Below are 20,623 nucleotides of genomic sequence, written 5' to 3'. Positions count from 1 at the left end.
GTCACGATCGTTGCTCCAATCAGGCCGGTGTGCCGGGATCGAGGTGTTTACGTTCGTCGTCGGAGAGTGGTTCGGGCTGGTGGCAGGTGCTGGTCAGCGTCACGCTGCTGCCGGCCTGGGCGGCGTTGACCAGGCTCTCGATCACATCCACCACGTGACAGGCGAGTTCACCGGAGGCCCGCGGCGGCCGGCCGGCGGCGAGCGCCTCGGCCATCTCCGCCACGCCGAGGCCGCGGAGGTTCCTCGGGTGATCCGCCGGCTGTCGGCTGCCGGGGATCTCGCGCCACTGGCCTGCCGGGTCGTCGTGGTCGCGGACGAAGGCCGGATCTCCGAAGTTGTTCGGGTTGGCACAACGCAGCACGCCCGATTCGGTGTAGACGTCGAGTACCGGGATCTCCGAGCGATACGCCGAATTCCAGTTCAGTACCAGGCTCGAGGTGACACCGGAGTCGAAACGGAGCACACCCGACACACCGACCGCGACCGGGCTTTCGGCCGCCTCGACCCGGTCGTACTCAAGATATCCGGAGACCTCGCGGACCGGGCCGAACAAGGTCACCAGTGCGCTGATGTAGTAAGGGGCCATGTCGAACAGCGCCTGGTGATCACTGAAGTACGCGGATCGGGGCACCCTGTTGCGCAACATCGTGGCCACCGCCGTCAGTGGTCGACCCAGACCGCCGTCCGACAGTTCCCGCCTGGCTGCCTGGAATGCGGTGCCCAGCAGGGTGTCCGGCGCCCCGCCGATCACCAGTTCGTTGGATCTGGCCAGCGCCAGTAGCTCCTTGGCCTCACCGACCGTGGTCGCCAGCGACTTCTCCGAATACACGTGCTTGCCCGCGTTCAGCGCATCGCGGGTCACTGCGGCGTGGTAGCTGATCGGGGTCAGATTGACCGCAAGGTCGATCTCCGGGTCGGCCAGCAGTGCGTTGACGCTGACTGCGGGGACGTCGTACTGCTCGGCGACCTTGGCCGCGGCGTCGGCGTCGACGTCGCTGACCGCAGCGACCCGCAACGCAGGCAACCGGAGCAGATTGGGAAGGTACTGGTGGCTGACCGCGCCGCAGCCGAGCAGTCCGATCCTGGCGGGGAGGGGGATCTGGTTGGTGCTGGACTCTGTCATGGCAGCCTCCTCAGGCGTAGCCGGCGCTGGTGGGATGTTGATCGACAACGGGCGCGGTGCGCAGCGGGTGTCGGGCGGCGGCCTGGACCGCCTGTGTCGCGGCAGCGCGCATCAGGCCGGCGTCGGAGGCCAGCGTGCACATCCGGTAGCCGATGTCCCACCAGCGGCCGATGGTTTCCACACTGTCGCAGTGGATCCCGGCCGTCACACCGTGTCGCCGGCAGCCGTCCAGGATCATCCTGATCAACTGCTCGTGCCGCTCGTCGGTGACATTGAGCGCCGGAGTGATGCCGTGGGCCAGCGCGAGGTCCATCGGGCCGACGTAGACGGCGTCGACCCCGGGAACGCTGAGGATCTCGTCGAGGTTCTGCACCCCGTCCCTGGTTTCGATCATGACGATGACCAGCGTGTTGGCGTTCGCCGATTCGGCGCTGTAGCCGACGACGTCAAGCGAGGCGCGGATCGGCCCCCAGCTTCGGGTCCCGACCGGCGGATACTTGACCGTCTGGACAACCATGCGCGCGTCGTCGGCGTTGTTGATCATCGGAACGATCACACCCTGGGCGCCGGCGTCCAGCGCCTTCATGATGTGTTCCGGGCCGTTCCAGGGGACCCGTACCAGGGCCGGGGTGCCGGTGATGCTCAACGCCTGCAGCATCAGCGCCATCTGGTCGTAGCCGATCAGACCGTGCTGGGTATCGATGCAGACCCAGTCGAACCCGGATCGGCCCATCAGCTCGGCGCTGAAGGCGCTCGGGATCGACAACCATCCGCCCAACGTCGGTTGCCCGGTGTCCAGCAGCTCGCGCAGCGTCATTGCCTCCTCTTTCCGTTGTGCAGTTGATGATCAGGTCAGCTGGTCAGACGCAGGATCCATCGGTCAGGATCACACCCGTCGCCGTCAGTTCGCGGTGGCGGGCAGGGCGGCGTTGACGACGTGATGGGGCGGTTCGCCGTGCAACAGCACCCGTCGCAGATTGTCGGCGACCAGTTCCTGCAGCCGCCGCCGCGACTCGAGACTGTCTCCCGCGATGTGCGGCGTCAGGAAGACGTTGTCGAAGGTGCGCAATGCGGAGTCGGTCGCCAGCGGCTCTGCCTCGTAGACGTCGAGGGCGGCACCACCGATCCGGCCGGTACGCAGGGCGTCGATCAACGCCACCTCGTCGATCAGCGGACCGCGGCTGGCGTTGATGATCATCGCATCGGGCCGCAGCAGGTCGATCGTCGCCGGATTGATCAGATGCCGAGTGACCTCGGTCAGCGGAGCATGGATGGTGATGATCGTCGATCCGGCGAGGAGGTCGTCCAGCGAGACCTGTCGTACGCCCGGAACAGGCTGGGCGACGACCGGGTCGTGACCCAGCACCGTCGACCCGAAGCCGGCCAACCGGTGGGCAACGGCCCTGCCGATGTTTCCCAGGCCGACGATGCCGACGGTCATCGCCGACAGCTCGTGGGAGCGTTCGAACGACCGGTCGTAGGCTCCGGCGTGCATGGACGCGTCCCGCCGGGCACCGTTGCGCAGCAGATTGAGTGCCGCCATCACCACCCAGTCGGCCACTGTCTCGGCGTTGTAGCCGCCGGCGTTGGCCACCGGGATGCCGAACTCGGCAGCGGCCGTGACGTCGATGGAGTCGTAGCCGACCGCCGGCTGCTGGATCAGCCGGCACGACCCGACCGCGGCCAGCGTGTCCCGGTCCAGCCGGTGCTTGGCTCGGACATCGCCGATGATCACGTCCGCGCCGACGACCGCCTGGCGCACGGCGGTCGGCGCGGGTGGATCCGGCACCAGGCGGACCTCGATCTCGGCTGTACCGACCAGGGTCTTCACCTGGTCCACGGTGTACGGGCTGAGACACGTGACTACGGTCATCATCGACCTTCGACTCGGGTAGGTGTGGTTCGCCGTCAGAGGCGTACGAGCGACTCGATCATACCGATGGGGAATGATGTGATCATGACCCTCCCCGCCGACGCACATGTGCACAGCGAATGGTCCTGGGACACCGGTGGCCCCGGCTCCGACGCGGCCGGCACCATGCGGCGGACCTGCCGACGCGCGGTGCGGATCGGGCTCCCGGCGGTGATCTTCACCGAACATCTCGACTTCGACGGCTGGATGATCGATCGCGAGGACGTCGCCGAGCAGCAACAGTCGTTGATCACCGACTCCGGCCGGCTGGAACCGCCGCCGCTCGACGTCGACGGCTATCGGGAGTCGATCGACCGCTGCCGCCACGAGTTCGGCGAACTCCGGATCCTTACCGGGGTCGAGTACGGCCAGCCGCACCTCTTCGATGATCAGGCCGCCGTGCTTGTCGATCTTGCGTCGTTCGACCGGGTGAACGGCTCGCTGCACACCTGTCTGATCGGCGACGATCGGGCGGAACCGTTCACCCTCTACCGTCGCTGGCCGGCCGAGAAGGTGATCACCGAGTATCTGGCCGAGGTGCCGCGGATGGTCGCCGGCTCCGACAACTTCGCCTGTTTCACCCACATCGACTACCCCGTGCGTTACTGGACGGCGGAGGTCGAAGGCCCGTTCGACCCGCGACGCTTCGAGGAGGAGTTCCGGTCGGCGATGCGGGCGATCGCCGAGAGCGGCCGGGCGCTGGAGCTGAACACCCAGCGGCTGTGGTCCTGGATCCCGCAGTGGTGGGCCGAGGAGGGTGGCCGGGCGATCTCGTTCGGCAGCGACGACCACGAGACCCTGACCCTGGCCCGTGGCCTGCCCGAGGCGGCAGTCATGGCCGAGCACTACGGCTTCCGGCCGGGTCGACGACCGGAGGATTTCTGGACCCGCTGAGTCCGCTCAGGGGAGACCCACGGTTGCCCTCGGGGCGCGCGTCGGCGGCGTTGCCGCGCGGGTCCGTACCCTTGAAGTCGACGGGCGGAAACTCCGGCCCGAGCTGAGGAGTCAGCCCATGCCTTCCGGTTCCGACTGGTTCTCCACCGAGTTCCGTGCGCAGTTCGACAAGCAGGACGGCGCGATCGGGCGGTTCAACCTGGCGATCTTCGGGAAGACGGGGGTCGGGAAGTCGACGTTGATCAACGCCATCTTCGGCGAGGAGGTTGCGGAGACCGGCATCGGTGCCCCGGTCACCAAAGGCAGCAAGATCTACATCGACCGGCACGGACATCTCGGCATCGTCGACACCGCCGGCCTGGAGGTCGGCAAGGACGACAGGGAGATCCTGTCCGAATTGGACAAGGCGATGAAGCAGATGCGTCGCCAGCCGCTCAGCGATCAGATCCACCTGACCTGGTACTGCGTTCGCGGCATGGACCGCCGGTTCGAGGACGCCGAGGCGGACTTCATCCGGCGGCTGGACAAGATCGGCCTGCCGGTCATCCTGGTGCTCACCCAGGTGCCGATGCGGGACGGGCACTATCATCCGGACGCCATCGCCCTCGCCGAGCACATCCGATCACTCGGTCTGCCGATCGCCGACGGGCGGCCGTACCTGACCCTGGCCAAGGAGGATTCGTTCACCGGTGCTCGCGCACACGGTCTGCTGGAGGTTCTCGATGCCTCCTTTCGCGTTGCTCCGGAGGGAGTGGAACTCGCCCTCACCACCGCCCAGACCATCGACCAGAAGCGCAAGGCGTTGGCGGCGCAGCGCGACATAGTGCTGGCGGCCGGCAGCGCCGCGACCGCCGCCGCAGTGCCCATCCCCTTCTCCGACGCTGCGATGCTGGTTCCGATCCAGCTCGGGTTGATGGCCCGCATCGCCCACATCTACAAGATCAAGGTCGAACGGGCAGCTTTGATGGCGATCGCCACAACGACAGCGGCCACCCAGGGTGGCCGGGCGGCCTTCAGCGGCTTGATCAAGATGGTGCCCGGCGCCGGAACGGTGGCCGGCGGGATGATCGGCGCCGCGGTCGCGTCATCGTTCACCTTCGCGTTGGGCCAGGCCTGGCTGGTGGTCTGCCAGCAGATGGCGTCGGGCCAGTTCATGACGGGCAACGGAAACGTGGACACCAGTGCGGTGCGGGACGCCTTCCTGCACGAGTTCCGGAAGCGGATGGCGCCGATCCGCCGGAAGTGAGCACCGGGATCATCCCTTCAGCTGCGGGACGTCCTCCAGGTCCAGCCACTTTCCTTGCAGGGTGGCGATCGTGCCGTCGTCCCGCAGCGCGGCCAGAGTCTGGTTGATGCATCCGGTGAGCTTGCTGCCGTGATCAAGAACCATGCCGAACTGCTCCGGATCGCCGTCGGGGGTCGGTAGCCTGCCGACCATCAGTCCGCCGTCCACCTCTCCGGAGGTCATCTGCACAGCCGTCGGCAGGTCGACCACCAGCCCGTCGATCTTCTGTTCCTCCAGGGCTTTCACCCCGGCGCCGTTGGTGTCCAGCACCTCGGGCGGAACCGTCGGTCTGATCACGTCCGTGATCGCCGCGAGGCTGGTGCTGTCAGCCTGTGCGCCGAGCTTGCCGCCACGGAGTTCGGCCAGGCTGGTGACTCCGGCGAGCTTGTCGCCCTCGATCGTGATCACCGCCTGGTAGGTGGTGTAGTAGGCGGCGGACAGGTCGACGTTCTGCCGTCGTTCGGCGGTGATGGTCACCTGGTTGATGTCGACGTCGAACGGCTTCTCTCCCGGAGCGATCGCGGAGTTGAACGGTACGTCGACCCAGTCGACCTGGTCGGCTGTGAAGCCGAGGTGCTTGGCGGTCGCATAGATCAGTGCGGACTCGTAGCCCCTCTGGTTGTTGGGGTTGTCGTCACTGAACCACGGCGGGTATGCGGGACTGTCGGTGGCAACCGTGAAACGCCCGGGATTCTTCAGCGGCAGCCGCTTGACAGTACATCCCTTGCCCGACGGAGCCGGGCTGGCCTGAAGCCCGCCGCTGGGCTGCTGACCACATCCGGCCGCCAGCAGCGCAAGAAGCAGCGCGCAACCTGTGATGATCTTGGTCCTGATGCCCGACACCCGAGAACCATAAGTTGGCCCGGTCGACGACCCTGGTAACAACGCGCGCCGACCTGCGGATTGCCGGTTACCGTAGTGGTTCAATCTGCAGTCCGACGCACCGGGATCGACGGATCGAGGGGTGATGACAGAAGACGACGCGGAACGGTCGGTCCGATCGGCGTTACAGTCGCTGGCTCTGGCCTGGCAGCGGTCCGGTCCCGGCCTGTACTCGGTGACCCTGCCCGGCACACGCAAACTGAGCACGGAGTGCGCGCTGCAGGTCGGATCGCACCACCTGGATCTGCGCGCCTTCGTCGCCCGCAATCCCGACGAGAACCACGAGCGGGTGTACCGGTGGCTGTTGGAACGCAACCTGCGGTTGTACGGGATCCGGTTCAGCCTCGACTCGCTCGGCGACATCTATCTGACCGCGCGGATCTCCAGGGACGCCGTGACCCCTGCCGAGATCGACCGTCTGCTCGGCGCGGTCGCGGACACCGCCGACGCGTCGTTCAACACCATCCTCGAGCTCGGTTTCTCCGAAAGTATTCGCAAGGAGTGGGCCTGGCGGCTGGCCCGCGGCGAATCCACCGCGAACCTGGCCGCGTTCGCCCATCTCGCCCCACCCGGAGCCGGGAAGGGCCGGGTCGACGACGCCGCGGACGATGCAGGCAACACCGCCGAGCCGGCAGACGACCGCTGACAAGCCGGACGACACCGACAGCGACGGCGACCGTTCTTGATGGATAGCTGGTCCGGAGTTGGGTATATCCGGGCCGTCGCTGTGACCGGGTCGATTTGACGGCTCGGACACCAGCCTCTTTGATACGCATAGTCCGGAAATGTTGTTGTGGCACCGTCGAGACGAGATTAGAGGCACCCGTGGACCAGGCGCAGCTGAGAGAGTTGTCCGACCAGGCGACCGTACGACTTCAGAACAAGCCGGGGACCGCGTCCAGCCGGCGCGGCGGTTGGATGATGATCTCGACGATTCTCATCGAAGCCTGGGATCTGTACGCGATCTCCTTCCTGTTGATCTTCATCAAGTCCGAGTTCGATCCCACCGACGTCCAGCTCGGCCTGGCGACGGCGGCGGTACAGGGCGGCGCGCTGATCGGTGCATTGATCGGCGGCTACGTCGCCGACCAGTTCGGCCGCAAGCGGGTCTTCATCACAACGATGATCCTGTTCATCCTGCTGGCCATCGCCCAGGGCTTCTCCCAGAACATCTGGGAATTGATCATTCTCCGTTTCCTGATCGGCATCCCACTGGGCAGCGACATCTCCAACGGCTACGCCTACATCATGGAGTCGATGTCCAAGGGCAAGCGGGAGGAGATGGGCAGCCGTTGGCAGTTCATGTTCGGTCTCGGCGAGGTGGTCGCCATCGTCGTGGTCACGATCATGTACATCGCCGGCATGGACCATCAATTGCTCTGGCGGGTCGGTCTCGGCCTGGGGGCCATCCCGGCCCTGATCCTGCTGGTCTCCCGGCTGAACCTGCCGGAGACCCCGTCCTCGCTGGTGCAGCGTGGCCGATTCCGGGACGCGAAGGCGTCATCGGAGGCGCTGTTCGGTGACTCGCTGGAGATGTTGCCGAACGAGGACGTCAAGATCAACCGAGTCAAGGTCGGCGACTTCCTGAAGGTGATGTGGTCCGACCCGATCAAGAAGCGTGCCACCATCTTCGGCTGGATCTCCAATGCCATGCAAGGTGCGGAGTTCACCGCGTTCGGCTTCTACCTCCCGGTGATCCTGGTCACCGCCGGCGTCGGGGTGACCGGCAGCGGCGAGAACCAGAGCATCGTCGGCACCAACGTGGTCACCGCCCTCGTCTACTCCCTGGCAACCGTCGCCGGGTTCATCGCTCCGATGATGTTGTCGCGGATCGGTCACCGCGGGCTGTCGATGTGGGGCTTCGGCCTGTCGTTCTGCGGCCTGGTCGTCGGTGCGTTCGCGATCGGAATCGACCTCAAGCCCTTGATCGTGATCGCCGCGTGCGTCCTGATGTGGGGTCATTACTGGGACGCCTCCAACGGCATGACGATCACCTCGATGGTGGCGCCGCCGCGTTTCAAGGCGACCGCGTCCGGCTTCGGCTACGTCTTCGTCAAGGGTGCGTCGTTCTTCGGTGCGTTCGTGTTCCCGATCATGACCTCGCACTGGGGTCCGGTCGGTGCGACGCTTGCCGTGTCGCTGTTGTCGCTCACCGGTTTTCTGTCCGCCAAGTTCATCCTGCCGGAGGTGTACGGCTACGTGGAACAGGAGACAGCCGCGCTGGAGCGCAAGGCCGAGGCCGCCGGCTGATCGCGCTCGTCGCCCGGTCGCCGGTGGACAACCGGACGATTATGGTCCTTGGTTGAGCTACCTTTCCGGTGTCTCCTGCGGCACGGCAGGGCAGATCTGGGGGATCGGTGACCAGCGGCAAGCCTGACGAATCCGACGTCGAATCGGTCCTGCCGGGCGTCGATTCGGGCAACGGCTCCACCGATCCGACCGGCTCGGCCGGGAGAGTCCCGCGGTATCCCCAGCAGCTCGAGTACCAGCGGTCGCCGAGCTCTCCGGCGCCCGACCAGTCCCAACAGCTGTGGGAAGGCAACCCCTGGGGTGCCCGGTTCACACCGACGACCGAACAAACCTCCCGGACCGAACCGAGTCAGACACCACCCACCCGGAATGAAGCACCGCACGCCCAGCCGTACCAGCAGCCCGGTGGCAACCGATCGTTCGTTCCCGGATCCGGTACCCGGCTGCTGACCCCGCTGGTGTTCGCAGGGCTGGCCCTGATCGTCCTCCTTGCGGCGGGTGTGGTCGGAGTCGTCAGCTGGCGCAACAACAATCAGCACCAGACGACGGGCGCGCCGGTGACCGCGGCAGACGCCGTCACGGGATATTTACAGGCACTCGCGGCCGGTGACGCGAGCAAGGCGCTCGGCTACCTTGCGGACCGGCCGGCATCGACGTCACTGATGAGCGACGAGGTCCTGGCTGCGTCGGCGAAATCGGCGCCGATCACCGGGATCAGTGTTCCTGCCGTCAAACCGGAAGCCCAGATTGTCCGGGCGTCGTACCGGCTGGGTGATCGGTCGGTGCACAGCACGTTCATCGCGCACCGGGTCAACGGCCGATACCTGATCGAGAACGGCTTCCTGACCATTGATCTGAGCACCCTGCCCAGCACGCTGCCGCTTGCGGTGAACGGCGTGCGGGTCACCTCGAACGCGGTGGCGGTGCTGCCCGGCAGCTACACCCTCACGGCGCGTAGCCGGTACCTCGGCCTGGCCGGGGACCCGGTCTTCACGATCACCGGGCCACAGGACGTCCCGACCATCGCCGTCCGACCGGAGCTGACCACCGGGGGCCAACACGCGGTCCGTGCTGCAGTGTCCGCCGCTGTCGCCGACTGTCTGGACTCGACGCGGATCGACGCGGGCTGCGGGCTCCGGCTCGGCGATCGGGCACCCGACGGGAGCAAGATCGTCGACGGCACCGTGCGGCGCAGACTGAGCCATGGCGCCAAGGCGAAGCTGGACGATCTGGAGGCGACACCCGACCCGGCCGATCCGCGAAGGGCGACTGCCCCGCTGGGCTCCGGCGCCGTGCTGACCACCGCTCGTTGCCAGGCGAAGGTCAGGCCGGGCGGCAGTAAAAAGGACAGCAAGAAGCAGAAGCCCGTCACCAGGTCCTGCGTGATCAGCGGCACCGGGACGGCGTTGGCCACCCCGCTGATCGACCTGTCCGCCTCGGACCTGCGTCTCAGCTGGCAATGATCATCAGGCGTTGATCACCCGGCCGCGTCCAGCCGGGCGGCGACGTCGGACGGGAAGCCCCCGGTGGCGATCGGGCCCCACCGGGTCGGAGTGATCCTGATCAGGGACTTGTTCTGGATCTTCATCGCCTCGCGGTACTCGTCCCAGTTGGGATGCTCACCGGAGATGCAGCGGAAGTACTCGACCAACCCGTCGACGGCTTCCGGCATGTGCAACACCTCGGCATCGCCGTCGACCTGGATCCACGGACCGCCGAAATCGTCGGAAAGCACCAGCACCGACACCTGCGGTCGACGCTCTGCGTTGCGGGTCTTGGCACGCCCCGGATAGCTGGAGATGACGATCCGGCCTTCCGGGTCGACGCCACCGGTGACCGGTGACATCTGCGGGCGGCCGTCGGCGCGCTGGGTGGCCAGCAGCAGGTTGTGCCGGGGCCGGACGAAGTCCAGCATCTGGTCCCGGTCGGTCGTGGTCGTTGTGGCAATGGTGCGCGGCATAGTCACCCAATCTAGAGCCGCGGGTCGACCGGAGGGAACCGACCGGCACGCGTGCTGCGTCACAGCACCGGAGCCGGTACCGCAGCTGAGTCCGGCCGGCGCCCCATCGAACCGCTTGTCCGCTATGTTTCCCCGCCGTTTTGTGTTCCCAGCAGGGAACCGCCGCACACAACCCAGGAGCAGATTCGTGAGCAACAACGACGCGCCCGATGGCGACGGTTCCGAGACCGCGAACGCATCCGGTTTCGGCAGACCCGGGCCCGATCAGCCCGATTTCGGGTACGGCGGCCAATCGGGCCAGAGCCCTCATCCCGTCGCCGGCGCAGGTCAGGAGCAGCCGAGCTACGGCGGTCCCGGGCAGCCCGGTCCGCAACCGTACGGCCCGTCCCGTCACTACGAACCGGCCGGGGTCGGCGGCAGTGGTCCGGGCAACCGCGGCAAGCTTCCCTTCATCCTCGGCGGCGTCGGCCTGGCGTTCGTCCTGGTCGTCGTCCTGATCATCGTTGCCGTCGTCCACACGGTCGCCGGTGGTGGGGCCGCCGAGGCCGGTCCGGCGGGCGGATCCAGCGCATCGTCGAAGGCGGAGAAGGCATCAGACGTCGTGCACGGCTACCTGGATGCACTTGCCGCCGGTGATTCGGCGAAGGCGCTTGGCCTTCTCTCCAAGCAGCCGTCGGACCCGTCTCTGATGACCGACGAGGTGTTGAAGGCATCGCGGAAGGCGGCGCCGATCACAGCGATCGCAGTCCCGGAGGTCACCGACAAGTACGCCTATCAGGTGTCGGCGTCCTACAAGCTGGGCGATCGGCTGGTCGATGCGAAATTCAGCATCGACGACTCAAGCGGTCATTACCTGATCAGCGACGGTTACGCCGAGATCGACCTGAGCTACACCGCCGAGGGACTTCCGTTGACCATCAACGGTGTCAAGGTCGCGGCGGACAAGGTCGCGTTGTTCCCGGGGGCCTACGTACTCGGCACCACTGCCGACTACATCACGCTGGGGTCGGGCGCCGACTTCCTGGTCCAGCAGCCGAACGACTATCCGCGGATCGAGGCCAAGCCGTCGCTCACCGCAGCCGGACAGCGGGTCTTCAAGGAGAAGGTCGCCACAGCGATCAACGCCTGCCTCGCATCGAAGAAGCTGAAGGCCGGCTGCGGTCTCGATCTGCCCTCCAGCGTCGACGGCTACAAGTTCAAGGAGGGCACGGTCAAGCGGACGCTCAATGCCGAGTCCAGGTGGAAGATCAAGGGCATCAAGGGCGAGCTGGACTACAGTGCGCCCACGGTCGCCGAATCCGACTTCTATGCCTACATCGAGACCAAGGTCGACGGGGCCAAGGGCGGCCGCACCTACCGCGGACTCGGCTACTACGGTGGTGCCAACTCCTTCGGCTCGCCCAAGATCGACATGTCTGCCAAGAAGTTGACGGTCGAGTGGGAGGACTGACCCCCACCCGCTGATGCGACGCCCTCAGGCCGTCCGGTGCACCTTATGCTGGGCGGCCTGGGCGCGCGGACGGACGGTGATCCGATCGATGTTCACATGCGGTGGTCGGGTGGCTATCCAGCCGATCACGTCGGCGATGTCCTCTGCGACCAGCGGATGATCAACACCGGCGTAGACCTGATCGGCCCGGGCCTGATCACCGCCGAAGCGGGTCAACGAGAACTCCTCGGTCCGCACCATGCCGGGAGAGACCTCGGCGATCCGCACCGGTTGGTCGACAAGCTCCAGGCGCATCGACCCGACGACAGCGCGTTCGGCGGCCTTGGCCCCGCAGTAACCGGCGCCGCCCTCATAGCCGCCGTCCGCGGCCGTCGACGTCACGAAGATCACCTGGCCCTCGTTGGTGATCAAGGTCGGCAGGAACGCCTTGGTCACCGCTGTCGCGCCGATCACGTTGGCGGCGTACATGGTCTGCCAGGCATCAAGATCAGCTTCGGCGACCGGCTCGAGACCGATCGCACCGCCGGCGTTGTTGATCAACAACGTCACGTCCTCGCCCGCCTCCTGGGCCAGCCGGGCCACCGCCGCCGGATTCGTCACATCGCAGGCGATCGCCCGGCCGCCGATCTCCGCGGCGAGGGCGGAGATCCGGTCCTCGCGGCGGGCGGCGCAGATCACCGAGAACCCTTCAGCCGCCAGGCGGCGCGCGCTCGCCGCACCGATCCCGCTGCTTGCTCCTGTCACCACTGCCGTCTGGTTCCTCATGTCCGCATTCTGCCGGACGGGCACGCCGGCGCCGACCTGTGGCCGGTTCCCGACCTGGCCACCGGCGTCGGTAGGCTTGCTTTCCATGACGTTTAAGTTGATCTTGCTCCGGCACGGCGAAAGCGATTGGAACGCCAAGAATCTCTTCACCGGCTGGGTGGATGTCGACCTCAACGACAAGGGCCGCGACGAGGCTCGACGAGGCGGGGAACTGCTGCTCGCCGAGGGGTTGTTGCCCGATGTGCTGCACACCTCGCTGCTGACCCGGGCAATCCACACGGCACAGATCGCCTTGGACGTCGTCGGGCGGCCGTGGCTGCCGGTACGCCGGTCGTGGCGGCTCAACGAGCGGCATTACGGTGCGCTGCAGGGCAAGGACAAGGCGGCGACCCTGGCCGAGTTCGGCGAGGAACAGTTCATGATCTGGCGACGGTCCTACGACACCCCGCCGCCGCCCATCGCATCCGACGACGAGTATGCCAACTTCGCCGATCCGCGGTACGCCTCGCTGCCGCCGGAGGCGCGACCGGCCACAGAATGTCTCAAGGACGTGCTTGCCCGGGCGCTGCCGTACTGGTACGACCAGATCGTCCCCGATCTGCTGGACAACAAGGTCGTCCTGGTTGCCGCCCACGGCAACTCGTTGCGGGCGCTGGTCAAGCATCTGGACAAGATCAGCGACTCCGAGGTCGTCGGACTGAACATCCCGACCGGGATTCCGTTGTTGTACGAGCTGGACGAGGACCTGCGGCCGGTCCCTGCCGGCGGCCGCTACCTCGACCCCGACGCGGCCGCCGCCTCCATCGAAGCGGTCAAGAACCAGGGCCGGAAGTAGCCGACGGCACGAACCACCGTTACGGGCTCGGAGCTGATGCTCCGGGCCCGTTCTGTCTCACTCTCAGCCGAACCGGCCGGAGATGTACGCCTCGGTCTCGGGCAGCGTCGGCTTGGTGAACATCTCCTGGGTGACGTCGAACTCCACCAGATGCCCCGGCTGTCCGGTGGCCTTCAGGTTGAAGAATCCGGTCTCGTCGGAGACCCGGGCGGCCTGCTGCATGTTGTGGGTGACGATGACGATCGTGTACTCGGCCTTCAGCTCGTGGATCAGGTCCTCGATGGCAGAGGTCGAGATCGGATCCAACGCCGAGCACGGCTCGTCCATCAGCAGCACCTCCGGCTCGACCGCGATCGCCCGGGCGATGCACAACCGCTGCTGCTGACCACCGGAGAGCCCCATTCCCGGCTTGCCGAGACGGTCCTTGACCTCGTTCCAGAGATTCGCCCGGCGCAGCGACTGCTCGACGATGCTGTCGGCCCGGGCCTTCGACAGGCGACGGGAGTTGAGCCTGCTGCCGGCGATCACATTGTCGTAGATCGACATCGTCGGGAACGGATTCGGCCGCTGGAAGACCATGCCGACCTTGCGGCGGACCGCGACCGGGTCGACGGTGGGCGCGTAGACGTCCTGGCCGCCGATGGTGACCTTGCCCTTCACCCGCGCGCCCGGAACGACCTCGTGCATCCGGTTGAGCGTCCGCAGGAAGGTCGACTTGCCGCATCCGGACGGCCCGATGAACGCGGTGACCGACCTCGGCCTGATCATCATGGACACGCCCTGGACAGCCATGAAGTCGCCGTAGAAGATGTCGAGATCGCTGACCTCGATTGCTTGTGCCATATCTGTTGACTCCTTACCGGCTGGATTTCGGAGTGAAGATGGTGCCGGTGACGCGAGCGAGGACGTTGAGCACCATGACGATCAGGATCAACAGCAGCGCACCACCCCAGGCGTACGCGTAACCCTGCGGAGTGCTGGTCTGGTACTGGGTCATGATGAACACCGGCAGCGTCTCGATCCGACCGCTGAACATGTTCGTCTGCAGGACATCGATGCTGCCGATCGCGACCAGCAGGGGTGCCGTCTCGCCGATCACCCGGCTGATGGCGAGCATCACGCCGGTCACGATGCCGCCGATGCTGGTCGGTATGACGACCTTCACGATCGTCCGCCATCGCGGCACACCGAGCGCATACGCCGCCTCCCGGAGATCGTCGGGCACCAGCCGGATCATCTCCTCGGTGGACCGGACGACGGTCGGGATCATCAACAGGGACAGGGCGATCGAACCCATCACGCCCATCCGGGTGCCGATGCCGACGAACTGGGCGAACAGTGCCAGGGCGAAGAGGCCGGCGACGATCGACGGGATGCCCGTCATCACGTCGACCAGGATGGTGACGATGCTGGCCAACCGCCTGCCCCGGCCGTACTCGACCAGATAGATCGCGCACATCAGTCCGACCGGCACCGAGATGATGATGGCGCCCAGGGTGACCAGCAGCGTTCCGACCAGGGCGTGCAGCACACCGCCGCCGACCTCGATCTTGAACGTCACCGGGTTGAGCGTGGTCTGCATGTCCTGGCTCAGAAAGTGACCGTTGATCACCGGGAGGCCGGAGGCCACAGTGGTGATCAACAACCACACCAGCGGAGACATCGCGGTCAGCAGGGCCGTCCACACCAGGCAGGTGATCAATCGGTCGGTCGCGGCGCGGCGGTTCACCACGATCCACGTCCACACCGGCAGGGCGGTGTCGACGGCGATGACCGCAAGGACGACCGCACCGACCGGACCGACGCCGACGGCGACCAGCAGCCCGGCCAGGATCAGCCCACCGATGATCGCGATGGGTGCGGCGCGTCGTGGCATCCGACGTCCGGTGAACACCAGCTCGCGATTCACCATCGGGCTGCTCGGCTCGACCGGCGTCTGGTCGACGACGGTCATCGGAAGTTCCTCTCGCTGCGATGAACGATCGCACGGGCGGCGAAGTTGACCAGGAAGGTGAAGACGAACAGCACCAGGCCGGTGGCGATCAACACCACCTGGATCCGTACGTCCTCGGCCTGGTACTTCGCGGCGATGTTGGACGCGATGGTGGCGGGATTGTTGCTGGTGAGCAACCGGAAGGTCACCTGGGGACTTGCACTCATCACCATCGCCACAGCCATCGTCTCGCCCAGCGCCCGGCCGAGTCCCAGCATCGTCCCGGCGACCATTCCGGACCGGGCGTGCGGGAACACGGCGTATTTGATCATCTCCCACCGCGTGGCTCCCAGACCGAGTGCCGCCTCCTCGAGGAGCTTCGGTGTGCGCTGGAAGACCTCGCGGCAGATCGCCGTCGTGATCGGCAGCACCATGATGGCGAGCACCAGAGCCGCCACCAGGATGGTCCGCCCGGTTGCCGACACCTGGCCGCCGAAGATCGGGATCCAGCCGAGATGACTGTTCAGCCAGGTCTGCAGGCCATGGCTTGCCGGTGCCAGGGTCCGGGCACCCCACAGGCCGTAGACGACCGAGGGCACGGCGGCGAGGATGTCGATCAGGTAAGCAACCGGCACGGCCAACCGCCGCGGCGCGTAGTGGGAGATGAACAGCGCCAGGCCGATCGCGAACGGGACGGCGATGATCATGGCCAGCAGCGCGGCAAGAACTGTGCCGAAGAGCAGCTTGCCCGCGTAGTAGGCGAAGTTGGTGGCGGCCGGCCCGAAGACGTCGGCGCCGGCGGTGAAGCCACGCGCGCCCTGCGTGAGAAGAAAGAGGAACACCGCGACAAGCGCGATCAGGATCGTCAGCCCTGCCGCCACGGCGATCGTGAAGAAGATGCTGTCGCCGACAGCGTGACGCCGGTTCGACGTTTCCGCGAACGGGTCGGGTCCGGACGACTGCTCGACCAGTGCCGGACGCTCCGTGGTGATGCTCACAGACGAGGACTCCTGCTCAACTGTGCCGGAGGCGGCGGACCCGTTGCCGGGCCGCCGCCTCGAACCGTGCGTGATTCGTCCAAGGTCAGCCCATTTGGTCGACGATCGCCTGCTCCTTGGCGACGATCTCCGACGGTAGCGGGGCCGAGTACGCGTTGGCTGCGGCCGCCTTCTGGCCATCGGCGGAGATGACGTGGCTGAGCCAGGCCTTGATGATAGCCGTGGTCGTTGGGTCATCGTAGGACTGGCAGGCGATCACGTTCGAGGCCATGAAGATCGGATACTCACCCGGATCGGTGGTCGTCCGGTTCAGATTGAAGGTGAGGATCGACGACGCGGTCCCGTCGATCTGTTCCGAGGACGCCAGTGCTGCTGCAGCACCCTCAGCCGACGGGGCGACGAACTTCGGGCCGACCTTGATCTTGGCGACGCTGAGCTTGGTGCTCCGGACGCCGGAGTCGTCGATGTAGGCGATCGTGCCGTTGCCGCCCTGTGCCGCCCCGACGACGCCCGAGGTGCCCTCTGCCGATTCACCCTTGGTGCTGGGCCAATCGGTGTCGGCAGCGGACTTCCACGCTTTCGGTGCCGCCTGGTGCAGATAGTCGGTGAAGTTCCACGTGGTGCCCGAGCTGTCAGAGCGGTGCACCGGGGTGATCGTGGTGTTCGGCAGGTTCACGCCGGCGTTCAGCCTGGTGATCGCCGGGTCGTTCCATCGGGTGGTCCGGCCGCTGAAGATCTTGGCGACGGTCTCGGCATCAAGGTTGAGTGAGGTCACGCCGTCCAAGTGGTAGGCGACGGCGATCGGGGAGACGTAGACCGGGAATTCGATCGGATCTCCGCCGCACTGCGAATTCGCCTTGGCCACGGTCGCGTCGTCCAGCACCGAATCGGAGCCGGCGAAGGTGTACGCGCCGCTGACGAAGTTCTCCTGGCCTGTGCCCGAACCGACCGGGTCGTAGCTGATGGTCACGTCGGGGTACTGCTGGCTGAAACCTGCGCGCCAGACCTGCTGGGCCACCTGCTGGGCCGACGAACCTCCGGCAGCGATCTTGCCGCTCAGCTCGGTGGGCGCGGAGTTCGTGGCCGGGCTGCTCTGTCCGGCGGTTGCGGTGCCCGTGGGTGTTGCGCCGGTGGGTGTCGTGCCGGTTCCTGCTTCGGCGTTGCCGCCGCAGGCCGCCAGCCCGAACGAGGCGGCGAGAACGGCCGGGATGATGAGTCTCTTGAGCTTCAAGGGTCACCTCAGTTGTTGTGGAACTGCGGGGCGCTGGACATGGGCGTCAGGGACGTACGCGACCGCAGAATCTCGTTTCTGCGCGGCACGCTAAGAGGATGAGGTGGCGGGCCGGCGTGCCTGAGGTGAACGGAAGTTGAATCCGAAGCTGCGGATTCAGTGCTCGGCGTCGGCGACCGGCCAGCCGCGGCTGCCCGACTGCTCCGCCTCGGCCCAGACGTCTCCGTCCGGGAGTTCCCCGGTCACGACGAAGACGATCCGACGGGCCAGTGAGACCGCATGGTCGGCGATCCGCTCGAAGTACCTGCCCAGCAGGGCGACGTCGACTGCGGCCTCCACGCCGTAGGGCCAGTCGTCGCCGAGCAGGGTGCGGAACTGGGACCTGCGTAGCTCGTCCATCTCCTGGTCCTGCTCGAGCAGATTCCTGGCCGTTGCGACATCGCGCTGCTTCAGCGCGCTTCCGGCAGTCGTCACCATCTGCTGCGCGACCTCACCCATCCGTACGAAGTTGGGACGCAGGCCCTCGGGTACGGCGCGTTCGGGATAGCGCATCCTGGCGATCTTGGCGATGTGGGCCGCAAGATCACCGGTCCGTTCCAATTCGGCGATCATCCGCAGGGTGGCGACCATCAGGCGCAGCTCGCTGGCCACCGGTGCTTGCAGGGCAAGAAGCGAGAACGTGTGGTCTTCGACCGCCGAACAGGTGACGTCGATCTCGGAGTCGCCACTGATCACGGTCTCCGCGAGGTGGATGTCTGCGTCCAGCAGAGCGCTGGTTGCGTCCTGTACGGCCGTTGAGACGGCGTTCGAGACGCTCACGAGGTCGTCCAGGACCTCGTTGAGTTCCTCCTGGTAGGAATCCCGCATGAACAGCCTCGTTCCCGCAGCGCTGGTGACAGTGATCCGAACATAGCGGCCCGAACCCGATCAGCCGAACGGTGCAATCCGGCCCGGACCACCGTTACCCGCCGTTGGTTCGACGGGACCGGATCATCCTAGGAACGGCCGGTACCAGGTCCGAGGCTGCTGATGAACGGATCGTGAACACTTCCCGAACCCTCGATTGCCATTGTGCTCAAGGGCATATCAGCGGTCAGGTGGGCGTGAAATGTCGGTTTAGTATCGAGCATGTGAACGCGGGAGCTGTCGGTCTGGGGCTGGCCGTCGGGCTGCTGGTCGGCGGTTTCGCCGTCTGGCTGCTCAGCAACCGGAAGCGATCCTCCGACGCCGCGAACGATCAGTCGTCGCAGCAGCACCGGGCGGTGCCGGAGGGGGTGTCTGAGGTGCTCTCTGCGATCGGGTCGTCGGCGGTACTGGTCGGACCCGACGGTGCGATCGTGGAAGCCACCAGACAGGCCAGGTCCCTCGGCCTGGTGCGTGGCAGCCGGCTGGTGGTGCCAGTGTTGCAGACGATGGTCCGGGACGTCCGCGAGGACGGGGTGGCTCGCAGCGCGGAACTCGAGTTCAAGCGGGGCGGCTCGGGAAGTGTCGAAGTCGTGATCAAGGCCAGAGTCGCACCGCTGGGCAGGGGATTGATCGTCGTCGTCGCCGAGGACCTGACGGCCGCCCGGCGGGTGGAAGCGACCCGGCGCGACTTCGTCGCCAATGTCAGCCACGAACTCAAGACACCGATCGGAGCCGTCGCACTGCTCGCCGAGGCCGTGGCCGAGGCAGCCGACGATCCCGAGGCGGTCCATCGGTTCGCCGCCAGGCTGTCGATCGAGTCGGACCGGCTCAGCGAACTCGTGCAACAGATCATCGATCTGTCCCGCGTCCAGGCCGACGATCCGCTGGCGCACGCCGAGATGGTCGAGGTCGACGATGTGCTCAAGGACGCCATCCAGCGGTACGGCGCGGACGCCGAACGCCGCGAGATCTCGGTAACGGTCGGCGGGGAGCACGGAAGCACGGTGCTGGGCAGCCACGACCAGTTGGTCGTGGCGGTCGGGAACCTGATCGCCAATGCGATCATCTATTCCGACCCCGGAGCGCGGGTCGCCGTCGCGGCATCAACAGCGAAACGTGATCAGGACGAGATCGTCAAGATCACCGTCTCCGACAACGGGATCGGAATCTCCCGGGCCGACATCGGGCGGATCTTCGAACGGTTCTACCGGGTCGACTTCGCCCGCAGTCGGGCCAACGGTGGAACCGGGCTCGGCCTGTCCATCGTCAAGCACATCGTCGCTGCCCACGGTGGCGACGTCTCGGTCTGGAGCCAGCCGGGGCAGGGCTCGACCTTCACCCTGTCCCTGCCGACGCCGGCAGTAGGCCAGCACTCGCCCGACGGCCGTCCTCGCAGCGACGCGGAGCCGGCGCCCAGCCGTACATCCGAACCACAGGAGATCGTCAGATGACCCGTGTGCTGGTGATCGAGGACGAAGAGTCCTATCGCGAAGCCACGTCCTACATGCTGCGCAAGGAAGGCTTCGAGGTGGTCGAGGCCGCCGACGGAACCAGGGGCCTTGCCGAGTTCGACCGGGTCGGCGCCGACATCGTGCTGCTCGACCTGATGATGCCGGGGCTCCCCGGCACGGAGGTCTGCCGGCAGCTTCGGGCGCGGTCCGCCGTCCCGGTGATCATGGTCACTGCCCGCGACTCCGAAGTGGACAAGGTCGTCGGCCTGGAACTGGGCGCCGACGACTATGTCACCAAGCCGTTCAGCCACCGCGAGCTCGTCGCCAGGATCCGCGCCGTATTGCGGCGGGGCCAGGACGTCGAACTGTTGCCCGACATCGTCGAATCCTCCGGTGTCCGGATGGACGTCGAGCGGCATGAGGTGTCGGTCAACGGGGAGCGGGTGAAGCTGGCGCTCAAGGAGTTCGAACTGCTGGAGATGCTGCTGCGCAACGCCGGACGCGTGATGACTCGGGGCCAACTGATCGACCGCATCTGGGGTGCCGACTACGTCGGTGACACCAAGACCCTCGACGTGCACGTGAAGCGGTTGCGGACCAAGATCGAACCCGATCCGGCCAACCCCACACTGCTGGTCACGGTACGGGGCCTTGGTTACAAGTTCGAGGGCTGAGGCTGGTCGGTCCGCGGTGCACCCGCAGCGTTTGTCCGCACAAGGCAGACGGCCGGTCGTCCGCGTTGGGATGA

Annotated in this window: 20 protein-coding genes; 9 read left to right on the top strand and 11 right to left on the bottom strand. The window is 66.4% G+C overall.

What is annotated here, in order from left to right:
• Window positions 1–19 precede the first annotated feature (19 nt).
• From GJV80_RS14100 to GJV80_RS14090, 3 genes are all read right to left on the bottom strand, one after another.
• The gene (locus tag GJV80_RS14100) at window positions 20–1,123 is read right to left on the bottom strand and encodes a Gfo/Idh/MocA family protein (protein WP_154688440.1); all 1,104 of its coding nucleotides are present in this window, start codon (window positions 1,121–1,123) and stop codon (window positions 20–22) included.
• 10 nt (window positions 1,124–1,133) lie between these two features.
• A complete protein-coding gene (locus GJV80_RS14095; RefSeq protein WP_154688439.1) occupies window positions 1,134–1,940 on the bottom strand; it encodes an HpcH/HpaI aldolase/citrate lyase family protein in 807 nt (268 codons plus the stop codon).
• Window positions 1,941–2,024: 84 nt separating this feature from the next.
• Window positions 2,025–2,996 carry a 2-hydroxyacid dehydrogenase gene (locus GJV80_RS14090; protein WP_195908926.1) on the bottom strand — a complete coding sequence of 324 codons (972 nt, stop codon included), beginning with the start codon at window positions 2,994–2,996 and terminating at the stop codon, window positions 2,025–2,027.
• A gap of 84 nt (window positions 2,997–3,080) precedes the next feature.
• Between GJV80_RS14090 and GJV80_RS14085 the strand changes: the two genes are divergently transcribed.
• Together GJV80_RS14085 and GJV80_RS14080 are read left to right on the top strand one after the other, a co-directional pair.
• Window positions 3,081–3,929: a PHP domain-containing protein gene (locus GJV80_RS14085; protein WP_154688437.1), complete on the top strand. Its 849-nt coding sequence runs from the start codon at window positions 3,081–3,083 to the stop codon at window positions 3,927–3,929.
• Between the two features lie 118 nt (window positions 3,930–4,047).
• Complete coding sequence (locus tag GJV80_RS14080) at window positions 4,048–5,175, top strand: GTPase family protein (protein ID WP_154688436.1); 1,128 nt, start codon at window positions 4,048–4,050, stop codon at window positions 5,173–5,175.
• Between the two features lie 9 nt (window positions 5,176–5,184).
• Here the strand turns inward: GJV80_RS14080 and GJV80_RS14075 are convergent, their stop codons facing one another.
• Window positions 5,185–6,057 (bottom strand): ABC transporter substrate-binding protein, encoded by an 873-nt coding sequence (locus tag GJV80_RS14075; RefSeq protein ID WP_230207692.1) that lies wholly within the window; start codon window positions 6,055–6,057, stop codon window positions 5,185–5,187.
• 124 nt (window positions 6,058–6,181) lie between these two features.
• Between GJV80_RS14075 and GJV80_RS14070 the strand changes: the two genes are divergently transcribed.
• The 3 genes from GJV80_RS14070 (at window position 6,182) to GJV80_RS14060 (ending at window position 9,809) form a co-directional block, all read left to right on the top strand.
• A complete protein-coding gene (locus GJV80_RS14070) occupies window positions 6,182–6,742 on the top strand; it encodes a YbjN domain-containing protein (protein ID WP_154688435.1) in 561 nt (186 codons plus the stop codon).
• Window positions 6,743–6,921: 179 nt separating this feature from the next.
• Window positions 6,922–8,346: an MFS transporter gene (locus tag GJV80_RS14065; protein WP_154688434.1), complete on the top strand. Its 1,425-nt coding sequence runs from the start codon at window positions 6,922–6,924 to the stop codon at window positions 8,344–8,346.
• 107 nt (window positions 8,347–8,453) lie between these two features.
• Window positions 8,454–9,809 carry a hypothetical protein gene (locus GJV80_RS14060; RefSeq protein WP_154688433.1) on the top strand — a complete coding sequence of 452 codons (1,356 nt, stop codon included), beginning with the start codon at window positions 8,454–8,456 and terminating at the stop codon, window positions 9,807–9,809.
• Between the two features lie 14 nt (window positions 9,810–9,823).
• On the opposite strand, the gene GJV80_RS14055 is transcribed toward GJV80_RS14060, so the two are convergent.
• On the bottom strand, window positions 9,824–10,306 hold the full coding sequence (locus GJV80_RS14055; protein WP_154688432.1) for a PPOX class F420-dependent oxidoreductase: 483 nt from the start codon (window positions 10,304–10,306) through the stop codon (window positions 9,824–9,826).
• Between the two features lie 187 nt (window positions 10,307–10,493).
• On the opposite strand from GJV80_RS14055, the gene GJV80_RS14050 reads away from it, so the two are divergent.
• The gene (locus tag GJV80_RS14050; protein ID WP_154688431.1) at window positions 10,494–11,756 is read left to right on the top strand and encodes a hypothetical protein; all 1,263 of its coding nucleotides are present in this window, start codon (window positions 10,494–10,496) and stop codon (window positions 11,754–11,756) included.
• Window positions 11,757–11,780: 24 nt separating this feature from the next.
• Here GJV80_RS14050 and GJV80_RS14045 read toward each other — a convergent pair whose 3' ends face one another.
• Complete coding sequence (locus GJV80_RS14045; protein ID WP_154688430.1) at window positions 11,781–12,521, bottom strand: SDR family NAD(P)-dependent oxidoreductase; 741 nt, start codon at window positions 12,519–12,521, stop codon at window positions 11,781–11,783.
• An 85-nt stretch (window positions 12,522–12,606) separates the two neighbouring features.
• Here GJV80_RS14045 and GJV80_RS14040 point away from each other — a divergent pair, with 85 nt between their 5' ends.
• Complete coding sequence (locus tag GJV80_RS14040) at window positions 12,607–13,356, top strand: phosphoglyceromutase (protein WP_154688429.1); 750 nt, start codon at window positions 12,607–12,609, stop codon at window positions 13,354–13,356.
• A gap of 63 nt (window positions 13,357–13,419) precedes the next feature.
• Here the strand turns inward: GJV80_RS14040 and pstB are convergent, their stop codons facing one another.
• From pstB to phoU, 5 genes are all read right to left on the bottom strand, one after another.
• On the bottom strand, window positions 13,420–14,199 hold the full coding sequence (gene pstB, locus GJV80_RS14035) for a phosphate ABC transporter ATP-binding protein PstB (protein WP_154688428.1): 780 nt from the start codon (window positions 14,197–14,199) through the stop codon (window positions 13,420–13,422).
• Between the two features lie 13 nt (window positions 14,200–14,212).
• Window positions 14,213–15,310 (bottom strand): phosphate ABC transporter permease PstA, encoded by a 1,098-nt coding sequence (gene pstA, locus GJV80_RS14030; protein WP_230207691.1) that lies wholly within the window; start codon window positions 15,308–15,310, stop codon window positions 14,213–14,215.
• A complete protein-coding gene (pstC, locus tag GJV80_RS14025; protein WP_230207690.1) occupies window positions 15,307–16,287 on the bottom strand; it encodes a phosphate ABC transporter permease subunit PstC in 981 nt (326 codons plus the stop codon). The genes pstA and pstC overlap by 4 nt, the downstream gene beginning before the upstream one ends.
• 85 nt (window positions 16,288–16,372) lie before the next feature.
• Window positions 16,373–17,518, bottom strand: a complete 1,146-nt coding sequence (gene pstS / locus GJV80_RS14020) for a phosphate ABC transporter substrate-binding protein PstS (RefSeq protein WP_154688426.1) — start codon at window positions 17,516–17,518, stop codon at window positions 16,373–16,375.
• Between the two features lie 156 nt (window positions 17,519–17,674).
• The gene (gene phoU, locus GJV80_RS14015; RefSeq protein WP_154688425.1) at window positions 17,675–18,385 is read right to left on the bottom strand and encodes a phosphate signaling complex protein PhoU; all 711 of its coding nucleotides are present in this window, start codon (window positions 18,383–18,385) and stop codon (window positions 17,675–17,677) included.
• A 263-nt stretch (window positions 18,386–18,648) separates the two neighbouring features.
• On the opposite strand from phoU, the gene GJV80_RS14010 reads away from it, so the two are divergent.
• Together GJV80_RS14010 and GJV80_RS14005 are read left to right on the top strand one after the other, a co-directional pair.
• Window positions 18,649–19,875 (top strand): cell wall metabolism sensor histidine kinase WalK, encoded by a 1,227-nt coding sequence (locus GJV80_RS14010; RefSeq protein ID WP_154688424.1) that lies wholly within the window; start codon window positions 18,649–18,651, stop codon window positions 19,873–19,875.
• Entirely contained in the window at window positions 19,872–20,549 is a 678-nt protein-coding gene (locus GJV80_RS14005; RefSeq protein ID WP_154688423.1) for a response regulator transcription factor, read from the top strand. The genes GJV80_RS14010 and GJV80_RS14005 overlap by 4 nt, the downstream gene beginning before the upstream one ends.
• The last annotated feature ends 74 nt before the right edge of the window (window positions 20,550–20,623 follow it).

It is taken from the genome of Microlunatus sp. Gsoil 973 (assembly GCF_009707365.1).
Taxonomy (GTDB): domain Bacteria; phylum Actinomycetota; class Actinomycetes; order Propionibacteriales; family Propionibacteriaceae; genus Microlunatus.
Note: the sequence above shows the minus strand (reverse complement) of the source record. Positions and strands in the feature narration are given on the sequence as shown.

Coding starts and splice junctions, on each gene's coding strand:
- GJV80_RS14100 (WP_154688440.1), bottom strand. CDS start 1,123: ATGACAGAGTCCAGCACCAACCAGATCCCCCTCCCCGCCAGGATCGGA.
- GJV80_RS14095 (WP_154688439.1), bottom strand. CDS start 1,940: ATGACGCTGCGCGAGCTGCTGGACACCGGGCAACCGACGTTGGGCGGA.
- GJV80_RS14090 (WP_195908926.1), bottom strand. CDS start 2,996: ATGACCGTAGTCACGTGTCTCAGCCCGTACACCGTGGACCAGGTGAAG.
- GJV80_RS14085 (WP_154688437.1), top strand. CDS start 3,081: ATGACCCTCCCCGCCGACGCACATGTGCACAGCGAATGGTCCTGGGAC.
- GJV80_RS14080 (WP_154688436.1), top strand. CDS start 4,048: ATGCCTTCCGGTTCCGACTGGTTCTCCACCGAGTTCCGTGCGCAGTTC.
- GJV80_RS14070 (WP_154688435.1), top strand. CDS start 6,182: ATGACAGAAGACGACGCGGAACGGTCGGTCCGATCGGCGTTACAGTCG.
- GJV80_RS14055 (WP_154688432.1), bottom strand. CDS start 10,306: ATGCCGCGCACCATTGCCACAACGACCACGACCGACCGGGACCAGATG.
- GJV80_RS14045 (WP_154688430.1), bottom strand. CDS start 12,521: ATGAGGAACCAGACGGCAGTGGTGACAGGAGCAAGCAGCGGGATCGGT.
- GJV80_RS14040 (WP_154688429.1), top strand. CDS start 12,607: ATGACGTTTAAGTTGATCTTGCTCCGGCACGGCGAAAGCGATTGGAAC.
- pstB (WP_154688428.1), bottom strand. CDS start 14,199: ATGGCACAAGCAATCGAGGTCAGCGATCTCGACATCTTCTACGGCGAC.
- pstA (WP_230207691.1), bottom strand. CDS start 15,310: ATGACCGTCGTCGACCAGACGCCGGTCGAGCCGAGCAGCCCGATGGTG.
- phoU (WP_154688425.1), bottom strand. CDS start 18,385: ATGCGGGATTCCTACCAGGAGGAACTCAACGAGGTCCTGGACGACCTC.
- GJV80_RS14005 (WP_154688423.1), top strand. CDS start 19,872: ATGACCCGTGTGCTGGTGATCGAGGACGAAGAGTCCTATCGCGAAGCC.